Annotated in this window: 20 protein-coding genes; 8 read left to right on the top strand and 12 right to left on the bottom strand. The window is 65.6% G+C overall.

All coding sequences use genetic code 11. The features are described 5' to 3' along the window. Nucleotides 1-10: 10 nt before the first annotated feature. Entirely contained in the window at nt 11-841 is an 831-nt protein-coding gene (locus tag ACZL02_RS06615; RefSeq protein WP_472937804.1) for a DUF72 domain-containing protein, read from the top strand. A 9-nt stretch (nt 842-850) separates the two neighbouring features. On the opposite strand, the gene ACZL02_RS06620 is transcribed toward ACZL02_RS06615, so the two are convergent. Further along, a complete protein-coding gene (locus tag ACZL02_RS06620; protein WP_472937805.1) occupies nt 851-2,362 on the bottom strand; it encodes an NAD(P)H-hydrate dehydratase in 1,512 nt (503 codons plus the stop codon). Nucleotides 2,363-2,629: 267 nt separating this feature from the next. On the opposite strand from ACZL02_RS06620, the gene ACZL02_RS06625 reads away from it, so the two are divergent. Together ACZL02_RS06625 and glnA are read left to right on the top strand one after the other, a co-directional pair. Continuing rightward, on the top strand, nt 2,630-2,968 hold the full coding sequence (locus ACZL02_RS06625) for a P-II family nitrogen regulator (protein WP_472933460.1): 339 nt from the start codon (nt 2,630-2,632) through the stop codon (nt 2,966-2,968). 63 nt (nt 2,969-3,031) lie between these two features. Beyond that, on the top strand, nt 3,032-4,441 hold the full coding sequence (glnA, locus tag ACZL02_RS06630; RefSeq protein WP_472937806.1) for a type I glutamate--ammonia ligase: 1,410 nt from the start codon (nt 3,032-3,034) through the stop codon (nt 4,439-4,441). Between the two features lie 296 nt (nt 4,442-4,737). On the opposite strand, the gene ACZL02_RS06635 is transcribed toward glnA, so the two are convergent. Next, complete coding sequence (locus tag ACZL02_RS06635; RefSeq protein WP_472937807.1) at nt 4,738-5,634, bottom strand: alpha/beta hydrolase; 897 nt, start codon at nt 5,632-5,634, stop codon at nt 4,738-4,740. Nucleotides 5,635-5,821: 187 nt separating this feature from the next. On the opposite strand from ACZL02_RS06635, the gene parE reads away from it, so the two are divergent. The 3 genes from parE (at nt 5,822) to ACZL02_RS06650 (ending at nt 10,475) form a co-directional block, all read left to right on the top strand. After that, entirely contained in the window at nt 5,822-7,873 is a 2,052-nt protein-coding gene (gene parE, locus ACZL02_RS06640) for a DNA topoisomerase IV subunit B (protein ID WP_472937808.1), read from the top strand. A gap of 131 nt (nt 7,874-8,004) precedes the next feature. Continuing rightward, nucleotides 8,005-8,616 (top strand): hypothetical protein, encoded by a 612-nt coding sequence (locus tag ACZL02_RS06645; protein ID WP_472937809.1) that lies wholly within the window; start codon nt 8,005-8,007, stop codon nt 8,614-8,616. A gap of 239 nt (nt 8,617-8,855) precedes the next feature. Continuing rightward, nucleotides 8,856-10,475, top strand: a complete 1,620-nt coding sequence (locus ACZL02_RS06650) for a DEAD/DEAH box helicase (RefSeq protein ID WP_472937810.1) — start codon at nt 8,856-8,858, stop codon at nt 10,473-10,475. Between the two features lie 45 nt (nt 10,476-10,520). On the opposite strand, the gene ACZL02_RS06655 is transcribed toward ACZL02_RS06650, so the two are convergent. The 9 genes from ACZL02_RS06655 to ACZL02_RS06695 form a co-directional block, all read right to left on the bottom strand. Further along, nucleotides 10,521-10,892 (bottom strand): TfoX/Sxy family protein, encoded by a 372-nt coding sequence (locus tag ACZL02_RS06655; RefSeq protein ID WP_472937811.1) that lies wholly within the window; start codon nt 10,890-10,892, stop codon nt 10,521-10,523. An 18-nt stretch (nt 10,893-10,910) separates the two neighbouring features. Next, nucleotides 10,911-11,282: a Fe-S cluster assembly scaffold SufA gene (sufA, locus tag ACZL02_RS06660; RefSeq protein ID WP_472937812.1), complete on the bottom strand. Its 372-nt coding sequence runs from the start codon at nt 11,280-11,282 to the stop codon at nt 10,911-10,913. A gap of 118 nt (nt 11,283-11,400) precedes the next feature. Further along, complete coding sequence (locus tag ACZL02_RS06665) at nt 11,401-11,814, bottom strand: SUF system Fe-S cluster assembly protein (RefSeq protein ID WP_472937813.1); 414 nt, start codon at nt 11,812-11,814, stop codon at nt 11,401-11,403. Between the two features lie 11 nt (nt 11,815-11,825). After that, nucleotides 11,826-13,070 carry a cysteine desulfurase gene (locus tag ACZL02_RS06670; protein ID WP_472937814.1) on the bottom strand — a complete coding sequence of 415 codons (1,245 nt, stop codon included), beginning with the start codon at nt 13,068-13,070 and terminating at the stop codon, nt 11,826-11,828. A gap of 33 nt (nt 13,071-13,103) precedes the next feature. Beyond that, nucleotides 13,104-14,375 carry a Fe-S cluster assembly protein SufD gene (gene sufD, locus ACZL02_RS06675; RefSeq protein WP_472937815.1) on the bottom strand — a complete coding sequence of 424 codons (1,272 nt, stop codon included), beginning with the start codon at nt 14,373-14,375 and terminating at the stop codon, nt 13,104-13,106. A gap of 1 nt (nt 14,376) precedes the next feature. Continuing rightward, a complete protein-coding gene (gene sufC / locus ACZL02_RS06680) occupies nt 14,377-15,132 on the bottom strand; it encodes a Fe-S cluster assembly ATPase SufC (protein WP_472937816.1) in 756 nt (251 codons plus the stop codon). Nucleotides 15,133-15,255: 123 nt separating this feature from the next. Then, nucleotides 15,256-15,468 carry a hypothetical protein gene (locus ACZL02_RS06685; RefSeq protein WP_472937817.1) on the bottom strand — a complete coding sequence of 71 codons (213 nt, stop codon included), beginning with the start codon at nt 15,466-15,468 and terminating at the stop codon, nt 15,256-15,258. Next, the gene (gene sufB, locus ACZL02_RS06690; RefSeq protein ID WP_472937818.1) at nt 15,468-16,991 is read right to left on the bottom strand and encodes a Fe-S cluster assembly protein SufB; all 1,524 of its coding nucleotides are present in this window, start codon (nt 16,989-16,991) and stop codon (nt 15,468-15,470) included. Before sufB ends, ACZL02_RS06685 begins: the two co-directional genes overlap by 1 nt. A gap of 144 nt (nt 16,992-17,135) precedes the next feature. Further along, nucleotides 17,136-18,323, bottom strand: a complete 1,188-nt coding sequence (locus ACZL02_RS06695; protein ID WP_472937819.1) for a cysteine desulfurase family protein — start codon at nt 18,321-18,323, stop codon at nt 17,136-17,138. Between the two features lie 210 nt (nt 18,324-18,533). On the opposite strand from ACZL02_RS06695, the gene ACZL02_RS06700 reads away from it, so the two are divergent. Continuing rightward, the gene (locus ACZL02_RS06700; RefSeq protein ID WP_472933474.1) at nt 18,534-19,208 is read left to right on the top strand and encodes an alpha/beta hydrolase; all 675 of its coding nucleotides are present in this window, start codon (nt 18,534-18,536) and stop codon (nt 19,206-19,208) included. A gap of 71 nt (nt 19,209-19,279) precedes the next feature. On the opposite strand, the gene ACZL02_RS06705 is transcribed toward ACZL02_RS06700, so the two are convergent. Continuing rightward, complete coding sequence (locus ACZL02_RS06705) at nt 19,280-20,413, bottom strand: anhydro-N-acetylmuramic acid kinase (RefSeq protein ID WP_472937820.1); 1,134 nt, start codon at nt 20,411-20,413, stop codon at nt 19,280-19,282. A 92-nt stretch (nt 20,414-20,505) separates the two neighbouring features. On the opposite strand from ACZL02_RS06705, the gene tyrS reads away from it, so the two are divergent. Continuing rightward, the gene (gene tyrS / locus ACZL02_RS06710) at nt 20,506-21,762 is read left to right on the top strand and encodes a tyrosine--tRNA ligase (protein WP_472937821.1); all 1,257 of its coding nucleotides are present in this window, start codon (nt 20,506-20,508) and stop codon (nt 21,760-21,762) included. Nucleotides 21,763-21,800: the final 38 nt, after the last annotated feature.

Raw genomic sequence — 21,800 nt, forward strand, 5'->3', positions numbered from 1 at the left:
AGGACGTGACATGGCGGCGAGCGGCATCATCAGGGCGGGGATCGGCGGCTGGACCTTCGAGCCCTGGCGCGGGACGTTCTTTCCGGAGAAGCTTGTCCACGCCAAGGAACTGGGCTTCGCCTCGCGCCAACTCGCCACGATCGAGGTCAACGGCACCTATTACCGCTCGCAGACGCCGGCGACCTTCGCCAAATGGGCGAGCGAAGTGCCGGATGGCTTTGTCTTCGCGCTGAAGGCGCCGCGCTTTGCGACCAACCGCAAGATCTTGGGTGAGGCCGGCGAGTCGATCCAGCGCTTCGTCGACTCCGGCATCGCCGAACTCGGCGACGCGCTCGGCCCGCTGCTCTGGCAGTTCGCCAATACCAAGCAGTTCGACGCCGAAGATTTCGGCGCTTTTCTCGCGCTTCTGCCGGAGAAGACAGGCGGACTGACTCTTCGCCACGTGCTGGAAGTACGCCATCCGACCTTCGCGGTGCCGGAATTCGTCAGCCTTGCTCGCAAGCATGGCGTTGCGATCGTCCATGCCGAGCATGCGACCTATCCCGAAATTGCCGACGTGACCGGCAGCATCGTCTACTCCCGCCTGCAGAAGGGCGTGGACTCCGAGCCGACGGCCTATCCGCCGGAAGCGCTCGATGCCTGGGCGAAGCGCGCGACGATCTGGGCGGAGGGCGGCGTGCCCGATGACCTGCCACTGGTTGCGCCGGATGATCCGGCGAAGAAGGTGAAGCGCGACGTGTTCGTCTACTTCATCCACGAGGGCAAGGTGCGGGCGCCGCAGGCGGCCATGGCGTTCCAGGAGCGTGTTCCGGCCGAGGCACAGCCGAAAGTCGCGGACTAGCCGCTCCATTCAGCCCTTCGCATTGGCGAGGTCCCGGTAGACGTGCGGCAGAAGGCCCGGCAGATCCTCGGCGATGAGGCCGGGGCCAAACGTCTCGGCTGCCTTGCCGTGCAGCCAGACCGCTGCCGCCGCCGCTTCGAACGGCGGAAAATGCTGTGCCAGAAGGCCGGCGGCGATGCCGGCCAGCACGTCGCCACTTCCCGCCGTTGCCAGCCAGGGCGTGCCCGTTTCGTTGATCGCGGTGCGTCCGCCCGGCTCGGCGATGACCGTGTCCGCGCCTTTCAGGACGACCGTCGCCCCCGACCGGGCGGAAGCAGCGCGCGCCTTGGCGGGCTTGGCAAGGGTCTCGTCGGCGGCGATGTCGGGAAAGAGTTTCGCGAATTCGCCGCCATGCGGTGTCAGCACTACCGCGCTGCCGGCGGCGCCGATCGCGTCGAACAGCTCCGAGGGATTGCCCGCGAAGGACGTCAGTCCGTCGGCATCGAGGACAAGGCTGCGCCCGGCCGACAGGACCGCCAGCGCGGTGTCCCGGGCACGTTCGCCGACACCGAAGCCCGGTCCGAGCACGAAGACGCCGAGGCGTCGATCTTCGAGATGCGTCTCCAGCTCCGCTCTGTCGTTGCAGCGGCGCAGCATGATGGCGGTGAGGTGCGCGGCGTTGACCTGCAGCGCCGAGCCGGGCGAAAACACCGTCACCAGCCCCGCCCCTGCCCGCAGCGCCGAGAGTGCCGACAGGCGCGCGGCCCCCGTCTTGCTGGCGCTGCCGGAGAAGACGACGGCATGGCCGCGGTCGTATTTGTGGCCCTCCGCGGCCGGGCCTTCCGCCAGGCGCGGCCACAGCCCGGGGCCGTTGGCGAAGGTCATCGGACGGATGCCGTCGAGCACGCTGGTCCCGATGCCGATGTCCCCGACCACCACCGCGCCGCAGCGACCTCGGCCGGGATGGAGCAGATGGCCAGGCTTCCGGCGAAAGAACGTGATCGTCAGCGCCGCGCTGAACGCTGCTCCGAGGACCGCTCCGGATAGACCGGAAACGCCGGACGGAAGATCGATGGCGACCACCGGCACGCCGCTCTCGCGGATGCGGTCGATCACGCGGCCGACCGCGTCGGACACCGGCCGCGACAGGCCCGCGCCGAACAGTCCGTCGACGACGAGGTCGAACCCGGCGGGCGCGAAGGCGTCGAGCGGTAGAACCGCGCCCCGAAACGTCGAGACAGCTTCCGCCGTCATGGCATCCAGCGCGGCTGTGCCGGACAGATGGAACAGCGCGACTTCGAGGCCTGCTTCCCCCAGCAACCGGGCTGCCACGAAGCCGTCGCCGCCATTCGCGCCGGGCCCGGCGAGCACTGCGATCCGGGCGGCAGCCGGAAAATGGGCGCGGATCGTCGCGGCGACGAGGGCCCCTGCCCGTTCCATCAGCGGATGGTCACCCTCGGGCGCGAGCGTCATGCGATCGGCTTCGGCCATCTCCGCCGGTTCGAGGAGGGCGAGCGCTGCGACGGAAACGGGCATGGTCATGGAGCGGGCTCTCATTTGCCGAAGCGACGACGGGTTGCAGACGCCCTCGCGTCCGGCGGTTTCACGGCGCGCGCGGAACCGCGCCATATCGGTGAGAACGCGTGCGATCTCGCTACGGTTCGGTTGCCCGCCGTGTCTTAAACGCCTATCCATGCGGGGGAAGCGCCGCAAGCGCGCCGTCCGCTCGCCATTCCGCCTGGCATGGCCCCTGCACCCTGCAAGACGGGCTTCGGCCGCCTTGCAGGGCAACGTCGAGAAGGAATGTCGATGAAAAAAGTCGAGGCGATCATCAAGCCGTTCAAGCTCGATGAGGTGAAGGAAGCGCTGCAGGAAGTCGGCCTTCAGGGGATCACCGTGACCGAGGCCAAGGGCTTTGGCCGCCAGAAGGGCCATACCGAGCTCTACCGCGGCGCCGAATACGTTGTCGATTTCCTGCCGAAGGTGAAGGTCGAGATCGTGCTCGCCGACGAAGGCGTGGCCGCTGCCGTCGAGGCGATCCGCAAGGCCGCACAGACCGGCCGTATTGGCGACGGCAAGATCTTCGTCTCCAACATCGAGGAAGCCATCCGCATCCGCACCGGCGAGTCCGGCAACGACGCGATCTGACTTCATCCAAACATCGTGGCTCGCGAGGGCCACAACATCGTCGTTCACCAGGGAAGGAACGCCATGACGACCGCCAATGACATTCTGAAGCAGATCAAGGACAACGACGTAAAGTTTGTCGACCTGCGCTTCACCGACCCGAAGGGCAAGCTCCAGCACGTCACCATGGACCAGACCATCGTCGACGAGGACATGTTCTCGGAAGGCTCGATGTTCGACGGTTCCTCGATCGGTGGCTGGAAGGCGATCAACGAGTCCGACATGGTGCTGATGCCCGATCCCGAGACGGCGCACATGGACCCGTTCTTCGCGCAGTCGACGATGGTCCTGCTCTGCGACATCCTCGACCCGATCTCGGGCGAGTCCTACAACCGCGATCCGCGCGGCACCGCCAAGAAGGCCGAGGCCTACCTGAAGCAGTCCGGCGTCGGCGACACCGCCTATTTCGGCCCCGAGGCCGAGTTCTTCATCTTCGACGACGTCCGCTACAAGGCCGACCCCTACAACACCGGCTTCAAGCTCGACTCGACCGAACTCCCGTCGAACGACGACGCCGAATACGAGACCGGCAATCTCGGCCACCGTCCGCGCGTCAAGGGTGGCTACTTCCCGGTTCCGCCGATCGACAGCTGCCAGGACATCCGCTCGGAAATGCTGACCGTGATGGCCGAGATGGGCGTCAAGGTCGAGAAGCACCACCACGAGGTGGCGGCGGCCCAGCATGAGCTCGGCATCAAGTTCGACACGCTGGTGAAGAACGCCGACAACATGCAGATCTTCAAGTACGTGACGCACCAGGTCGCCAATGCCTACGGCAAGACCGCGACCTTCATGCCGAAGCCGATCTTCGGCGACAACGGCTCGGGCATGCACGTGCACCAGTCGATCTGGAAGGGCGGCAAGCCGGCCTTCGCGGGCAATGAATATGCCGGCCTGTCGGAGTCGGCGCTGTTCTACATCGGCGGCATCATCAAGCACGCTAAGGCGCTGAATGCCTTCACCAACCCGTCGACCAACTCGTTCAAGCGCCTGGTCCCGGGCTACGAGGCGCCAGTACTCCTGGCCTATTCGGCGCGCAACCGCTCGGCCTCCTGCCGCATCCCCTTCGGCCAGTCGCCGAAGGCCAAGCGCATCGAGGTCCGCTTCCCCGACGCGATGGCGAACCCGTACCTCGCCTTCTCCGCCATGCTGATGGCCGGCCTCGACGGCATCAAGAACAAGATCCACCCGGGCGAAGCCATGGACAAGGATCTCTACGACCTGCCGCCGGAAGAGCTGAAGCAGATCCCAACGGTCTGCCGCTCGCTCCGCGAAGCGATGGAGAACCTCGACTCCGACCGCGAGTTCCTGAAGGCCGGCGGCGTCTTCGACGACGACCAGATCGACGCCTTCATCGACCTGAAGATGGCCGAGGTCCTGCGCTTCGAAATGACCCCGCACCCGGTCGAGTTCGACATGTATTATTCGCTGTAGGCTTCGGCTGCGGTGAAGAAGATGAGAGCCTCCGCTTCGGCGGGGGCTTTTTTGCTTGGAAATTTGGAGCGTCGACAGGTGTCGTCCTTCGCCCCTCCGGGGAGAAGTGCCCGGCAGGGCGATGAGGGGGCTGACGTCAACCTGGGTTCGCCGGAGCCTGAAGTCCGATGGCGCAAACCCTCACCCGGCTGCGCGCTATCGCTCGCATCCACCCTCTCCCCGGAGGGGCGAGGATTGGCGGCAGGGCTTTCGTCCCAATGCGTCAATAATGCAAAACGGCATCGGGCAACCGACCGTTAGCCCATCCGCTGGAACAGCCAGTTCAGCGTGTCGCGCCAGTCCAGCATGCGCAGCGGCGTGCCGTGGTTGCCGCTGTCGAAGGACACGAAACGGACGGGATAGTTTTCCTCATGCAGCGAGGTGTAGACCGCCTTGGCGCTATCCCAAGCGAACACCTTGTCGCGGGTCCCGTGCGCCAGCACCAGCGGCACCCGCCGGGCGCCGGCGGCCTTGCGCATGGCGGCAAGTTTGGCGGGTGGCGTGTTGGCGCTGAGCATTACGAGGCCGTCGACGACGCCGATGACGGCGGGGTCGCCGGCAAGATCCCAGCAGAACTCGGCGCCCATCGAGGCGCAGGCTAGGACGATCGTCGCCGTCGGATGATCGAGGCCGAATCCCTCGACCAGTGCGTCGATCCGCGCCGCATCTGTCGTGGAGAAACTGCCGGCATCGGCGGTGACGTATTCACCGCCGGACCGCTGCATCAGGTTCTTCAGCCGGTTGAAGTTGCCGCCGAAGCTGCGGTCGTTCATCCCCAGACGCCGGTCCCCATTGCGTCCGTGGATGAACAGAACGATCGTCGTCGGTGCCTTGGTCTCGCCGACGGTGACGATCTTCAGCGGGCCGGCTGGCGTCTGCACCACGCTCTCCGCCTGGCTCCGCAGCGGCGCGAGATCGACATAGGCGGACTTTACCCGCCGCTCCGGGATCTCGTCACGCTGGTCGATGTCGCGCTTCTCGGAATAGTCGACGTCGATCTCGGCACCCCCGTCGAGGATCGCGGTGAGCGGCGGATAGGCGAACAGCGCGTCCTTGAACGGCGCCAGTGGCGGAGGGCCTGCTGCGGCGGCGCTGGCGAGGAGGCCGCCGAGCAAGCCGGCGAGAAGGAAGCGTCTGATGGCGTGTCCGGACATGCGAACCTCCTTGCCGTGTTCAGCGTGTTTTGCAAGTCACGCAAGGGCGAAAACCTGTTGGTTAACCCTGCTCTTTCGGCGTTTGTCGGTCACTCCGCCTTGAAGAACATTTCGTGAAAGTGTAGCTCCAGAGGATGGCATTCCCCTTCGCCCCCGACGTCCGTCGCAAGGCGGCTTCCAGGTCCTCATGAGCGACGATCTCTTTTCCGGCGCCGCCGCCGCCAAGGTCCGCGCGCCGAAGGCAGCACCACGGCAGAAGCCGGTCGACCCGCTGCGCGCGGCCTTCGCGGACGCCGTCGATACGTCGGGATCGAACTACACCGCTGCCGACATCGAGGTGCTCGAAGGGCTGGAGCCGGTCCGGCGCCGCCCCGGCATGTACATCGGCGGTACCGACGAGAAGGCGATGCACCACCTCTTCGCCGAGGTGATCGACAACTCGATGGACGAGGCCGTCGCCGGTCATGCGAATTTCATCGAGGTGGCGCTGGAGGCCGACGGCATGCTGGCCGTCTCCGACAATGGCCGCGGCATCCCGGTCGATCCGCACCCGAAATACAAGAACCGCTCGGCGCTCGAAGTCATCATGACGACGCTGCATGCCGGCGGAAAGTTCGACTCCAAGGTCTACGAGACCTCCGGCGGCCTGCATGGCGTCGGCGTCTCCGTGGTCAACGCGCTGTCGTCGCGGCTGGAGGTGGAGGTCGCCCGCAACCGCAAGCTTTACCGCCAGATCTACGAGCGCGGCGTCGCTGTGACCGAGCTCGAAGAGGTCGGCGAGGTCCAGAACCGTCGCGGCACCAAGGTTCGCTTCCTGCCGGACACGCAGATCTTCGGCGCCAAGGCGGCGTTCGATCCGGCCCGCCTGTTCGCGATGGCGCGCTCGAAGGCTTATCTCTTCGGTGGCGTCGAGATCCGCTGGTCGTGCGACCCGTCGCTGCTGCCGGCAGACGGCAAGACGCCAGCCCGCGCCACCTTCCACTTTCCCGGCGGCCTGAAGGACTATCTCGAGGGCTCGCTCGGCGACGAGCAACGGATCACCTCGCAGAGCTTTGCCGGGCGGACCGCAAAGCTTTCCGGTCACGGGGCCGTCGAGTGGGCGGTGAGCTGGACCGGCGGCGACGGCTTCGTTCGCTCCTACTGCAACACCATCCCGACGCCCGAGGGCGGCGCGCACGAGGCGGGCCTGCGCGCGGTGCTGCTGCGCGGCCTCAAGGCGTTTGCCGAGGTGTCCGGCAACAAGCGGGCCTCGGTGATCACCGCCGACGACGTGATGATCACGGCGTCCGCCATGCTCTCGGTGTTCATTCGCGAGCCTGAATTCGTCGGCCAGACCAAGGACCGGCTGGCGACGACGGAAGCGCAGCGGATCGTCGAGAACGCCCTGCGCGACAGTTTCGACATCTGGCTCGCCTCCTCCCCCCAGGATGCCGCGAAGCTGATCGACTGGGTGGTCGACCGCGCCGACGAGCGGCTGCGCCGGCGCCAGGAAAAGGAAGTCAACCGCAAGAGCGCGACGCGCAAGCTGCGGCTGCCGGGCAAGCTCGCGGACTGCTCGCAGAGCGGTGCGGCCGGGGCCGAGCTGTTCATCGTCGAAGGCGACTCCGCAGGCGGCTCGGCCAAGCAGGCGCGCGATCGCGCACGGCAGGCGATCCTGCCGCTGCGCGGCAAGATCCTCAACGTCGCCAGTGCGGGCCGCGAGAAACTCGGGGCCAACCAGCAGATCTCCGACCTGATCCAGGCTCTCGGCTGCGGCACCAAGGGGCGCTACCGCGAAGAGGACCTGCGCTACGAGCGCGTGATCATCATGACGGACGCCGACGTCGACGGGGCGCACATCGCCTCGCTCCTCATCACCTTCTTCTACCAGGAGATGACCGACCTCATCCGTCAGGGACACCTCTTCCTCGCCGTGCCGCCGCTCTACCGCCTCGCCCAGGGCGGGAAAGTGGCCTATGCGCGGGACGACAAGGACCGCGAGCGGCTGATGGCGCGCGACTTCAAGGGCAAGGGCAAGGTCGAGATCAGCCGTTTCAAGGGCCTCGGCGAAATGCTGCCCTCGCAGCTGAAGGAGACCACGATGGACCCGAAGAAGCGCACGCTGCTGCAGGTCGCGATCGACGAGACGCCTGAGATCGGCACCGCCGATGCGGTGGATGCGCTGATGGGCAACCGTCCCGACTTGCGTTTCCGGTTCATCCAGGACCGGGCCGCCTTCGCCGTCGATCTCGACGTATAATCTTTCGTCTGCGCTCGAAATGAATGCCGGACACGCCTTCAAACGACATCCTCGTCCGTTATAGGAGCGACGACAGGCTTTCCGCCGAGCCGACCGTCAAGATACGAGCCGCCAGAGCAGGGAATGAAACGATGACCCACCGCACCCGCCTTTTCGCCGGCATCGCGATGTTCGCGCTCGGCTTTGGCGCCGCCTCGGCGCAGGAAACACCTGGCATCACCGCGCCGGCACCGGCGGCACCAACAGCGCCTGCCCCCTACACCCCGCCAGCAGCGACGGCCCCGACCGAGCCCGCCGCGCCGACTGCACCGGCTCCTGCCGAGGCGGCGGCTGCGCCGTTGCCCGCCGCCGACGATGCGGTGGCGGCTTCCATCGCCAGCCTGCCGACCGGCATCGAGGATGTGCAGGTGGTCGGGCCGTGGATCGACGGGGACAAGAGCGGTGTCTGGCGTACCGCGATGGTTCAGGTCGGCACCGGCGACAAGGAGAGCTACCGCTTCTTCATCCAGCAGGTCGAGAAGGCAGCCGGCGTCGCGACGGTTCTGACCTCGACCGAGATCAAGGAAGTCACCGGCATCAACGGCGCCATCGTCGGCTACCGCGCGGACGAGCCGACGGAGGGTGACACCACCGGTCTGACCCTCTTCTTCGACATCGTGCCGAGCGATGGCGAGATTGCCGAGACCTACGAATTGCACTTCCAGGAGGATCGGACCTACACTTTTGGACCGTCGACGAACTGAACTCCGGCAATTGGCGAAGGCTGGCCAAGTGCTGCCTTCGCCCGCCAGCCGTCGGATGCTGTCTCCGGCGGACGACAATCTGAACAGTTGTACCGCTTAAGCATGTGAAACCTCGGAAGGCCTCCCATATAGACAGGGAGGTTGACTTGAAAAAGCCTACGCCGTATCGCCCATGCTAGACACGGGCGGATCGAGGCGTCCGACCTCACCCTTCGTCAATCGCGAGATTACACAGCTCAATGCTATTTTCCGAACTGGGCCTCAGCGCCAAGGTTCTCGCTGCCGTGGAAGCCGCCGGCTATACCGAGCCGACCCCGATCCAGGCCCAGGCTATCCCGCATGCGCTGGAAGGCCGAGACGTGCTGGGCATCGCCCAGACCGGAACCGGAAAGACCGCCTCTTTCGTCCTTCCCATGCTGACGCGGCTTGAGAAGGGCCGCGCCCGCGCCCGAATGCCCCGCACCCTCATCGTCGAGCCGACGCGCGAGCTCGCGGCGCAGGTCGCCGAGACCTTCACCAAGTACGGCAAGGACCAAAAGGTCAGCATCGCCCTCCTCATTGGCGGCATGTCCTTCGGCGAGCAGGACAAGGTGATCGACCGCGGCGCCGATGTGCTGATCGCGACGCCAGGCCGTCTGCTCGACCACGTCGAGCGCGGCAAGCTCTTGATGACCGGCGTCGAGATCCTGGTGATCGACGAGGCCGACCGGATGCTCGACATGGGCTTCATCCCCGACATCGAGCGGATCTGCAAGATGATCCCGTTCACCCGCCAGACGCTGTTCTTCTCGGCCACCATGCCGCCGGAGATCACGCGCCTGACCGAGCAGTTCCTGCAGAACCCGGTCCGTATCGAGGTGGCGAAGGCCTCTTCCGCCGCGTTGACGGTGGAGCAGAAGGTCGTAGCGTCGCAGAAGGAGGACTTCGCCAAGCGCGAGACTCTCCGCAAGCTGCTGCGCAGCCAGGACGACATCACCAACGCCATCATCTTCTGCAACCGGAAGATCGACGTGGCCTCGCTTTTCCGGTCGCTCGAGAAGCACGGCTTCTCCGCCGGTGCGCTGCATGGCGACATGGAGCAGCGGGCCCGCATGACGATGCTGCACAATTTCCGGGAGAACAAGCTGCAGCTTCTGGTGGCGTCAGACGTCGCCGCGCGCGGCCTCGACATTCCGGCCGTCAGCCACGTCTTCAACTACGATGTCCCGATCCATGCCGAAGACTATGTCCACCGCATCGGCCGCACCGGTCGTGCCGGACGTTCCGGCAAGGCGTTCACGCTGGTGACGTCGAAGGACAAGAAGCACCTCGACGCCATCGAGAAGATGCTGGGCCTTGAGCTGCCGTGGCTCGACGGGACCGTATCCGACCTTCCCGCCGTGACGGCGGCCGAGACCACAACCGAGGAACGTCCGGAGAAGCGGGCCGGCGGTCGCAAGAGCGCCAGCGGAACGACACGCCGTCCGCGGGCGCCCCGGGTCATCGAGGCGGTGGCCGAGGACGACGTTCCCCTCGAGACGGTCCTGTCAGCGCCGACGGTCGAAGCGCCGCATGTCGAGGTGGAGGCGCCCATCTTCCTGCAGCCGCCGATCATGGAACCCCGTCCGGTCGAAACGCCAGTTGCAGCAACGCCAGTTGTAGCAGCGCCAGTTGCTGCTGCGCCCGTACCGTCTCCCCGTCAGCAGCAGCAGCAGCAGCAGCAGCCGCGCGGCGGCTCTTCCTACAGCGACGCTCCGAACCGCGAACGCGGTGGTCGCGGCCGTTCGGATGACGGCGGCCCCTCGCCGATTGGCTTTGGCGACGATACGCCGGCGTTCATGCTGATCGAGACGGGCATGCTGGCCAACAGCGAAGCCTAAGGCGGCATCCAGCCAAACGAAAAAGGGTGATGCTCCCAGCGGGCATCACCCTTTTTTATGGGCTGTTCGACGTAAGCGAGGTTGGCGCTCTGGCTTGGAAGCGTTGGCGCGGCGGGCTGCCGCAAGGGCAAGACGCGACCAGTAGGCAGCGCTGTCGCTATCCTCGAAAGCTTCATCCGGCATGGTGGAATAGGGCATCGCCACCGGCTTCTTGCCGGACCGGGCGTAGTGCCAGCGCCGGCTGCCGGCGGAGGCAAACTCATCCGCGGTCACGCTGTCGAATTTCAGCATCAGCTCGCCGCCGACGACGATCGCGATGATCAAGCCATCGGCGTAGACACCCTGACCGCCAAACAGCTTGCTGATCCGGATCGGGCCGATCGCTGCAAAGAGCTCGTACAGCTGATCGGGATCCAAAGCCGACGTCCCCGAAGTCTAGTTGGCGCGGGCTTCCAGCACGGAGGCATCGGCAGGCGTCAACTCGACCGACTCGCCGCAGCCGCAGGCGGATGTCTGGTTGGGGTTCTTGAAGGTGAAGCCGGAGCGGAGCGTCGTCTCCTCGTAGTCCATTTCGGTCCCCAGCAGGAACAGCACGGCCTCCGGCGCGATGTAGACGCGCGCACCATCCTTCTCGACGACGTCCTCGAACGGCTTGGTCGAGGTGGCGAGATCGACGGTGTACTCCATCCCGGCGCAGCCGCCCTTCTTGACGCCGATCCGCAGGCCGAGCGCGTCACGGCCAGCGAGGATCGAGCGAACCCGAAGCGCAGCGGCATCGGTGAGGTTCATCACGGCAAAGCGGCTCATGATGGCATCCTTTCAAGAGACGAGGTGGCCAAGCAATGGCCACACCGAAAATGGGCCTTATTCAGCCCCGGCGCAAGCAGCCCCGAGGGCACAGCGCGCAGCGCCCGCAAGCCTGGCGTCAGAACCAGCCGACGGCGACCTGGGCCTCTTCGCTCATGCGGTCGGGCGTCCACGGCGGGTAGAAGACGAGGTTCACCGTCACATGCGATACCCCGCCGACCGAAGACACCGCATTCTCCACCCAGATCGGCATCTCGCCCGCGACCGGGCAGCCCGGTGCGGTCAGCGTCATCTCGACTCCGACGCTTCGGTCGTCCTCGATGTCGATCTTATAGATCAGGCCGAGTTCGTAGATGTCGGCCGGAATTTCCGGATCGTACACGGTCTTCAGGGCTGCGACGATGTCATCGGTCATCCGGGTCAACTCTTCGGCTGGAATCGCGGAGATCGTCGCTCCGCCGGATGCCATGCCGATGTTGGCTGCGGCGGTATCGTCCGCCATCGCCGTGTCGAGCTTCAGATCTTCGATCATTATATTGTCCTTCAAGCGAAAAACCGTCTCGCCTTTTCCAGGGCCGCAGCCAGGATATCGATTTCTGCCGTCGTATTATACAGGCCAAACGATGCGCGGCAGGTCGATGTCGCCCCGAAGCGCTTCAGCAACGGTTGGGCGCAGTGCGTCCCCGCACGAACGGCGACCCCCTCGCGGTCGATCAGCATCGATACGTCGTGGGCGTGGATGCCTTCGAGATCGAACGACAGGATCGCGCCCTTGCCGGGCGCATTGCCGTAGATCCGCAGCGAGTTGATGGCCGACAGTCTCTCGGTCGCGTAGTCCCGCAGCATGGTCTCGTGCGACAGGATCGCCTCTCGCCCCAGACTTTCCATGTAGCGTAGCGATGCCGCAAGGCCGATCGCCTGAGCGATCTGCGGCGTCCCCGCCTCGAAGCGGTGCGGCGGGGCGTTGTAAGTCACCCCCTCTTCCGTGACCTCGACGATCATCTCGCCGCCACCGTTGAACGGGCGCATCCCCTCCAGCATCGCCGCCTTGCCGTAGAGCACGCCGATGCCGGTCGGGCCGTAGAGCTTATGACCGGTGACGACGTAGAAGTCGCAGCCGAGATCCTGGACGTCGACCGGCAGGTGCACGGCCGCCTGGCTGCCATCGACGAGCACCGGGATGCCGCGGGCCTGTGCGAGCGCGACGACTTCCTTCACCGGCGTAACGGTGCCCAGCACGTTCGACATGTGCGTCATCGCGACGAGCTTGGTGCGCGGCGTGATCGCCCGCTCGAACGCCTCGACCGAGATCGAGCAATCGTCCTCCACCGGCACGAACACCAGCTTGGCGCCGCGGCGCTCGCGCAGGAAGTGCCAGGGCACGATGTTGGAGTGATGCTCCATGATCGTCAGGACGATCTCGTCGCCCTCGCCGATCTCCTGCATGCCGTAGCCATAGGCGACGAGATTAATCGCCTCGGTGGCCGAAGACGTGAAGACGATCTCGTCGACGCTGCCGGCATTCAAGAAGCCTCGAACGGTTTCACGAGCGTTCTCAAACTCTTCCGTCGACTTGTTCGACAGGTAGTGCAGACCGCGATGGACGTTTGCATAGTCCTCCGCATAGGCCTTCTGGACCGCGTCCAGCATGGCCTGGGGCTTCTGTGCCGAGGCGCCGTTGTCGAGGTAGACCAGCGGCTTGCCATAAACCTGTTTCGACAGGATAGGGAAGTCGCGCCGGATCGCCTCTACGTCGTAGCCAGCCTTGATCGGGCTTTCCGCGTTCATGCTGCTTCCCTTCCGAACCGGTTGCCCCGGCTCCTAGTGATCCGTCGCCAGCCAGGCGTCGATCCGCGCCTCGAGTGCCTCGATCGCACCCTCGTGCTCCAGCTCCTCGACGACTTCCTTGACGAAGGCCTTGACCAGCAAGGACCGCGCCTCGCGCTCCGGAATGCCGCGCGACATCAGGTAGAACAGGTGGTTCGCATCGATCTCGCCCGCCGTCGCGCCATGGCCGCACTGCACGTCGTCGGCGAAGATCTCGAGTTCGGGCTTGGCCGAGAAGTCGCCGTCGTCGGAGAGCAGCAGGCTGTTGCACGCCATCCGCGCATCGGTCTTCTGCGCACCGCGCGACACCTTGATCATGCCTTGGAAGACGCCGTGGCCGCCCATGACGACGTTGCGGAAAGTCTCCGTCGACGTCGTGTTGGCGACCGTATGGTTCAGCGTCGTGGTGACGTCGATATGCTGGTTGGCATGGATCAGGTTGACACCGCGCATCTGGATGTCGGCGCCCTCGCCGGCCGTCTCGGTATGGACTTCCATCCGCACCAGCGCGCCGCCGGCGTTGAGGACGAACAGCCGGAACAGGGCATCCTTGCCGACGCTGACGTTGAGCTGCCCGAGATGGGTCTCGCCTTTGCCCTTTGCCTGATCGATGATCCACAGCACCTCGGCGCCCTCGCCGATGGTCAGATGCGCGACGCCGGTCGAAAGGGCACCGGCGGCGCCTGCCGACAATCGCTCGACGATCAGCGCCTTGGCGCCCGCCCCGACGTCGAAGCGGGTATAGCCACGGTCGCCACCGTCGAGTGGCTCGGCGCGGAGTTCGATCGCCTGCTCGACATTCGAACCCGCGGCGATCGAGAGATGCGTCGCCGTCGCGCCAAAGGCGGCACTGACCAGGCGGATGGTGTCGACGTCGCGGTCGAGATGATTGACCACCTGGTGCCAGTCCGGCACCTCGGCGGAGCGGGAGGCCGTGACGCCTTCCGGCAGGTGCGCCGGCAAGGCCGCCTCGGCGCCGAGGTCGACGACGATGCTGCCGGAGAGCAGCGGCGCGACAAGCGTCGGCTCGGAGGCCGGCATCACCGCGTCGATGATCTTGCCGATCAGGCCGCGCTGGGTACCGCCGACGAGCGAGCGCAGGTCGGTGTAGTGCCAGGCCTCGATGCGGCGGTGCGGAAGGCCATCACGGCGCAGCGCTGCGATGGCATTGCGCCGGGTCTCGTCGCCCGCCGAAAGGCCGGCTTCGGCACTGGCGATCAGGGCTTCTTCTGGCGGCGTCAGGCGACGCAACTGGTGAACGGTCATCTCACGCCGCCTCGCCGATGATCTCGGCATAGCCCTGGTCTTCCAGGCGCAGCGCCAGTTCCTTGCCGCCGGACTTGATGATGCGGCCCTTGTAGAGGACGTGCACCGTGTCCGGCACGATGTGTTCGAGCAGGCGCTGGTAATGGGTGATGACGAGGAAGGAGCGGTCGGCCGAGCGCAGCGCGTTGACGCCGTCGGAGACGATCTTCAGCGCGTCGATGTCGAGGCCGGAATCCGTCTCGTCCATAACGCAGAGCTTTGGCTCGAGCAGCGCCATCTGCAGGATTTCGGCGCGCTTCTTCTCGCCGCCGGAGAAGCCGACGTTGAGCGGCCGCTTCAGCATCGCCCAGTCGATCTTGAGGTTTTCCGCGGCGCCCTTCACCCGGCGCATGAAGTCGGGCGTGGTCAGCTCGCCCTCGCCGCGCGCCTTGCGCTGGGCGTTCACGGCGGTCTTGAGGAACGTCATGGTCGCGACGCCCGGGATTTCCAGCGGATACTGGAAGGCGAGGAACACGCCGGCGGCCGCACGCTCGGCCGGGTCGAGCTCGAGTATCGACTCTCCATTGTAGAGAATGTCGCCGTCGGTCACCTCGTAGTCCGAGCGACCGGCGAGGATGTAGGAGAGCGTCGACTTGCCCGAGCCGTTCGGGCCCATGATCGCGGCGACTTCGCCGTCCTGGACGGTGAGGTCGAGCCCCCGGAGGATCTCGGTGTCTGTGCCCGCCACGCGGGCATGAAGGTTATTGATTTCCAGCATGGTCAATTCTGCTTCTTGAACGGCGCACCCTTTGGTGCGGGTCATAGTCAATATTTTGGATCGGCGAGGCCAGGCGTTGGCGGTTCAGGCTCTTCGAATTTCAGGCCCGTCAGCCTCAATCCATCAGTTCCAGACATCTCTCGATGGGGTCGAGGCGAACCCGATCGATTCCATTTCCGGTGCGTGTCGGGCATAGGTTTCGGCGATCACGGCCATCTGCTGGCCGAGCCGCCATATGTCGGCTGACAGCGCCGACACCTGATCTCCGAGCGCCGAAATGTCGGCGCGCATGAGCTGCACGAGCTCGAGGATCTGGTCGGCGATGTCGTCAGCCATTACCCCACGCTGCCCTCAAGGCTGATGCCGATGAGCTTCTGCGCTTCGACGGCGAACTCCATCGGCAGCTGCTGGATGACGTCGCGCACGAAGCCGTTGACGATCAGCGCAACCGCCTCTTCCTGCGGGATGCCGCGCTGCATGCAGTAGAACAGCTGGTCCTCGGAGATCTTCGACGTCGTCGCCTCGTGCTCGAACTGCGCCGTTGCGTTCTTCGCCTCGATGTATGGCACGGTGTGAGCACCGCACTCCTCGCCGATCAACAGCGAATCGCACTGGGTGAAGTTGCGGGCGTTCGATGCCTTGCGGTTCGTCGTCACCTGGCCGCGATAGGTGTTGTTCGACTGGCCGGCGGCGATGCCCTTGGAGATGATGCGGCTCGACGTGTTCTTGCCGAGGTGGATCATCTTGGTGCCGCTGTCGATCTGCTGACGGCCGTTCGAAACGGCGATCGAGTAGAACTCGCCGCGCGAATTATCGCCGCGCAGGATGCAGCTCGGGTATTTCCAGGTGATCGCCGAGCCGGTCTCGACCTGCGTCCATGAGATCTTGGCATTGTCGCCGCGACAGTCGCCCCGCTTGGTGACGAAGTTATAGATGCCGCCCTTGCCTTCCTTGTCGCCGGGATACCAGTTCTGGACGGTCGAGTACTTGATCTCGGCGTCCTCGAGCGCGACCAGCTCGACCACGGCGGCATGCAGCTGGTTCTCGTCGCGCTGCGGCGCGGTGCAGCCTTCGAGGTAGGAGACGTAGGAGCCCTTGTCGGCGATGATCAGCGTGCGCTCGAACTGGCCGGTGTTGCGCTCGTTGATCCGGAAATACGTCGACAGCTCCATCGGGCAGCGGACGCCCGGCGGCACGTAGACGAAGGAGCCGTCGGTGAAGACGGCGGAGTTCATCGTCGCGAAGAAGTTGTCGGAGACCGGGACGACCGAGCCCATGTACTTCTTCACCAGATCAGGATGCTCGCGGATGGCTTCCGAGATCGGCATGAAGATCACGCCGGCCTTCTTCAGCTCCTTCTGGAAGGTCGTGGCAACCGAAACCGAGTCGAACACGGCATCAACTGCGACGCGCCGCTCGACGCTTTCGATGGCGTCGCCATTCTCGTCATACTCAATCGGCGCGACCGGCTTGACGACGCCGGCGAGCATTTCCTGCTCGCGCAGCGGGATGCCAAGCTTCTCGTAGGTGCGCAGCAGCTCGGGATCGACCTCGTCGAGCGAGGCCGGGCCGGACATCGACTTCGGCGCCGAATAGTAGTGCAGGTCCTGGAAATCGATCGGCGGGTAGTCGAGCTTCGCCCAGCTCGGGCTTTCCAGCGTCTTCCACCGCTCGAACGCCTCGAGGCGCCAGTCGAGCATCCACTGCGGCTCGTCCTTCTTGGCCGAGATGAAGGCGATGGTGGTCTCGTCGAGACCTTTCGGCGCCGTGTCGGACTCGATGATCGTCTCGAAGCCGTATTTATACTGGTCGACGTCGATCAATCGGACCTGGTCGATGGTTTCCTGGACTGCAGCCATGGGATGTCTCCGCCCTCGCCGGATTCAAGGTCCGGTGGTTTGGTTCTGCCAGCGTCATTATCGGCGCTAGCGTTGGGTGTTAGATGGTCTTTCCTGGCCCAAATTAGAAGCCTTCGAAGCAATAAGACCGTGAATTCGTCTCAATCAGGCAGCGTGGCGGCTCGATGACGCAGCATCGGCCCTCTCCAGCAGGCCGACGAGCGCGATGGCAACGGCATCAATTTCCAATTCACTGGTCTCGTAGCCGAAACTGATGCGAATTGCACCGGCGGCGGCATCAATGGAGAGCCCGCCGGCCTGCATTGCGCTGAGGACATGGCTCGGACCAACTTTTCCGGACGAGCAGGCCGAGCCGGACGAAACGGCAAAACCGGCGAGATCCAGCGCGATCTGCGCCGTTTCCGCGCGAAGCCCTGGGGCGGCGATGGCCACGGTGTTCGGCAGTCCCGTCGCGGGGGCGCCCAGAGCGACGTATCGCATACCGCTGCGGTCGAGCGCGCCGATAAGCCGGCTGCGCAGTCCTGCCATTCTGGACGACGCCAGGGGCCAGCGTCCCTGGACGACTGCCGCCGCCGCACCGAAGCTTGCGATGAGCGGAACGGCTTCCGTGCCACCACGGTGTCGGCGCTCCTGGCCACCGCCCGTCAGGAGCGCAAACGGGCGCGTGCTGCCGTTGCGCAGCGCATAGGCGCCGATGCCCTTGGCCGCGCCGAGCTTGTGGCCGGACACCAGCAGCGCATCCGCCAAGGCCGCGGCCTCCGAGAGATCGATGCGGCCTACCGCCTGCACGACGTCGAGAACGAGGAGAATGCCCGTTCCGGCGAGCCGGCGCGCGATGTCCGCCAAAGGCTGGATGACGCCGGTTTCGCTGTTGGCGAGCGTCAGGCTGAGCATGCGTGGGGCGTCGCTCTCGCCGACCCAGGCCTCGAACTCGGCGGATTTCAGTACGCCAGCTGCATCCACTGGCAGCCGACACACCTTGGCGGCATCGAACCGTCCGCCCTCGCGGGTCGCGGGATGATCGCTGTCGGCGACCGCAAGGCCTGCCAGCTCGAGCGGCTCGCCGCCGACCAGCCAGCGGTCGGTCAGGCAGGTGTTTGCCGCTTCCGTCGCGCCACTGGTGAAGACGAGGTTTTCGGGCAAGGCGTGCAGCATCAGGGCGACGTTGCGGCGGGCGTCCTCGACGACGGCGCGGGCCGCCCGTCCCTCTGTATGCACCGAGGACGGATTTCCGGTGAGGGAAAGGGCCGACATCAGGGCATCGCGCGCCTCCGGCAGCAGCGGCGCCGTGGCATTGTAGTCCAGATAGATGCGCGGGTTTCGAACGGTCATCTCATCCGTGTTGGCGGCTCCGACCGGGCCAACCTATGTCCGCCCGCCAGAAAGCGCAAAATTCTTGAAATCCGACCCCTAAATGGCCTATGTAGCGCCTTCAGTGGAAGCGTGTAGTTTTGAATTGTTCTAAAGTAGAACCTAAAAGGCCGCGTGTTCTTCGTCAAGGCGCGCGCTCCGATCGCGCGTCAGGCTGGATAGGATAAGCATATGCCCGAAGTGATCTTCAACGGCCCCGCGGGCCGCCTCGAGGGCCGGTACCAGGCCGGCAAGGAGAAGAGCGCGCCGATCGCGATCATCCTCCACCCGCATCCCCGCTTCGGTGGGACGATGAACAACCAGATCGTCTACCAGCTGTTCTACATGTTCGTGGAACGCGGCTTCACGACGCTGCGCTTCAACTTCCGCGGCATCGGGCGCAGCCAGGGCGAGTTCGATCACGGGTCGGGCGAGCTGTCGGATGCGGCGGCCGCGCTCGACTGGGTGCAGTCGCTGCACCCGGATTCCAAGCACTGCTGGGTCGCCGGCTACTCCTTCGGCTCGTGGATCGGCATGCAGCTCCTGATGCGCCGGCCGGAGATTGAGGGCTTCATCTCGATCTCGCCGCAGCCGAACTCCTACGACTTCTCGTTCCTCGCGCCTTGCCCCTCGTCCGGCCTGATCATCCATGGCGACAAGGACCGCGTCGCGCCGCCGAAGGACGTGCAGGTTCTGGTCGAGAAGCTGAAGACGCAGAAGGGCATCCTGATCACCCAGAAGATCCTCGCCGGCGCCAACCACTTCTACGGCGAGCACTCCGAGGAGCTGATGGCGGAATGCGCCGACTATCTCGACCGCCGCCTCGCCGGCGAGCTGGTCGATGTCCGCCCCAAGCGCCTGCGCTGATTCAACGCATCCGGATATCTGGATATGACAAGCGGCGTCCCTCGGGGCGCCGTTTTCTGTTCAGCCCTCGTCTACGTAGGATTTGAGACGACGCCGCCTGTCGTCGGGGTGCTGCAGCCGGTCGTGGTAGGCCAGGTCAGCGGCAGGCCGCGCAACGCGCGAACGGCGAGGAACGCCCAGGCCTCCGCTTCCATCGCGTCGCCGTCGAAGCCCGCCTCTTCCGCCGAGACGACGCGTGCACCGGTCCGCGCCGCGCCCTCCTTCAGATCCTGCATAATGACGGGATGGCGCCGTCCGCCGCCACAGATGATCCAGAGTTTTGGCGCTGCCGGCAGATGGTCGGCCGCCTTCAGGATGGCCTCTGCCGCGACGAAACAGAGCGTCCGCGCGACGTCCTCGAGTGTGCCGTCCTCGGAAGCCGGCGCCCCGAAGTCGAAGCGGTCGAGCGATTTGGGGGCGGGTCGCTCGAAGAAGGCGGCGCTGAGATAGCGCTCGGCCAGCGGCCGCAGGATCGCCCCGCTGGCGGCGATGGCGCCATCCGCATCGAAGGCGATACCGGCCCCGCGCGCCACCCATTGATCGAGCAGCGCATTGCCGGGTCCGCTGTCGAAGGCGATGGGCGCATCGGCGTCGCCGAGCCAGGTGATGTTGGAAATGCCGCCGATGTTGACGAAGGCCACCGGCATCGCCTGCATGGCTGCCGGCAGCGCACCGGCGAGCGCCACGTGGTAGGCCGGCACCAGGGGCGCCCCTTGCCCGCCCGCCCGCATGTCGTCGGCGCGCATGTCGGATACGACGCGGCAGCCGACGGCATCGGCCAGACGCTGCCCGTCGCCGAGTTGCACCGTCAGCGCCTCGTCGGGCCGATGCAGTACCGTCTGCCCGTGGAAGCCGATGACGTCGACGCTGCCGAGGTCGATGCCGGTCTCGGCGGAGAAGGCGCGAAGTGCCTCTGCATGGCGGTCGGTGATTTCCCGCTCGAGTTCGGCCAGCGTGCCCGGCCGCTCGTCGCGGTTCGTCATCGTCTTCGCCGTCTCCAGCCCGGCGGCGAGACGGCCGCGGAAGTCCGCATCGAACCCATAGGTCCGCGCCGGGCCGCGCTTGGGCGACGAGACGCCGTCGGTGTCGAGCAGCGCGACGTCGATTCCGTCCATCGAGGTTCCGCTCATCAGGCCGATGGCACGCAGGGAGGCTCTGTCGGTCAATCCGGTCGCTCGCTCTTTAAATCCACGGGAATGCTGGTAAACCGCAGCCTTCATCGGCCGGATGCGTCCGGCCCCGTCAAGGATCATTCTCCATGTCCGGCTTTAAGTCCGAGTTTATGCGCACGCTGTCCGAGCGCGGCTTCATCCAGCAGACCTCGCACGACGAGGCGCTCGATGCGCTGTTCTCGACCGAGACCGTCAGCGCCTATATCGGCTTCGACCCGACCGCGACCAGCCTGCATGTCGGCTCGCTGATCCAGATCATGATGCTGCACTGGCTGCAGAACACCGGCCACAAGCCGATCGCGCTGATGGGCGGCGGCACCGGCATGATCGGCGATCCCTCGTTCAAGGACGAGGCGCGCAAGCTGCTGACGCCCGAGGGGATCGAGAGCAATCTCGCCGGCATCCGCCAGGCCTTCGCACCCTACCTTTCCTTCGGCGACGGTCCGACCGACGCGCTGATGGTCAACAATGCCGACTGGTTGCTGGGCCTGAACTATGTCGAGTTCCTGCGCGACGTCGGCCGCCACTTTTCGGTCAACCGCATGCTCGCCTTCGACTCGGTGAAGCTGCGCCTCGACCGCGAGCAGTCGCTGTCCTTCCTCGAATTCAACTACATGATCCTGCAGGCCTATGATTTCGTCGAGCTGAACAAGCGCTACGGCGTGCGGCTGCAGATGGGCGGCTCCGACCAGTGGGGCAACATCATCAACGGCCTCGACCTCGGCCACCGCATGGGCACGCCGCAGCTGTTCGCGCTGACCTCGCCACTGCTGACGACCTCTTCAGGCGCCAAGATGGGCAAGTCGGCGAACGGCGCGGTCTGGCTCAACGCCGACATGCTGAGCCCCTACGAGTTCTGGCAGTACTGGCGCAACACCGAGGACGCCGATGTCGGCCGCTTCCTCAAGCTCTACACGACGCTGCCGATGGACGAGATCGCCCGGCTGGAAGCGCTTGGCGGATCGGAGATCAACGAGGCGAAGAAGCTGCTGGCCAATGCCGTGACGTCGCTGCTGCACGGCGAGGCGGTTGCGCTCGAGGCCGCCGAGACTGCCCGCAAGACCTTCGAGGAAGGCGCGCTGGCGGAGAACCTCCCGACCGTCGAGATCCCGGCGGCCGAGTTCGAGGCCGGCATCGGACTTCTGACGCTCTATGTCCGCGCGGGTCTGGCCGCCAGCAACAGTGAGGTTCGCCGCCATGTCCAGGGCGGCGCCGTGCGCATCAACGACACCGCCGTCGCCGACGAGAAGCGGATCGTCGGCCCCGCCGACCTCGTCGCGGGTGATGTCGTGAAAATCTCGCTCGGCCGCAAGAAGCACGTCCTCATCCGCCCCGTCGGCTGAGCCCTCGGCATCCGGGAGGATGCTGGGGGATGATGGGC

This window comes from Mesocryomonas fontinalis (assembly GCF_055730125.2).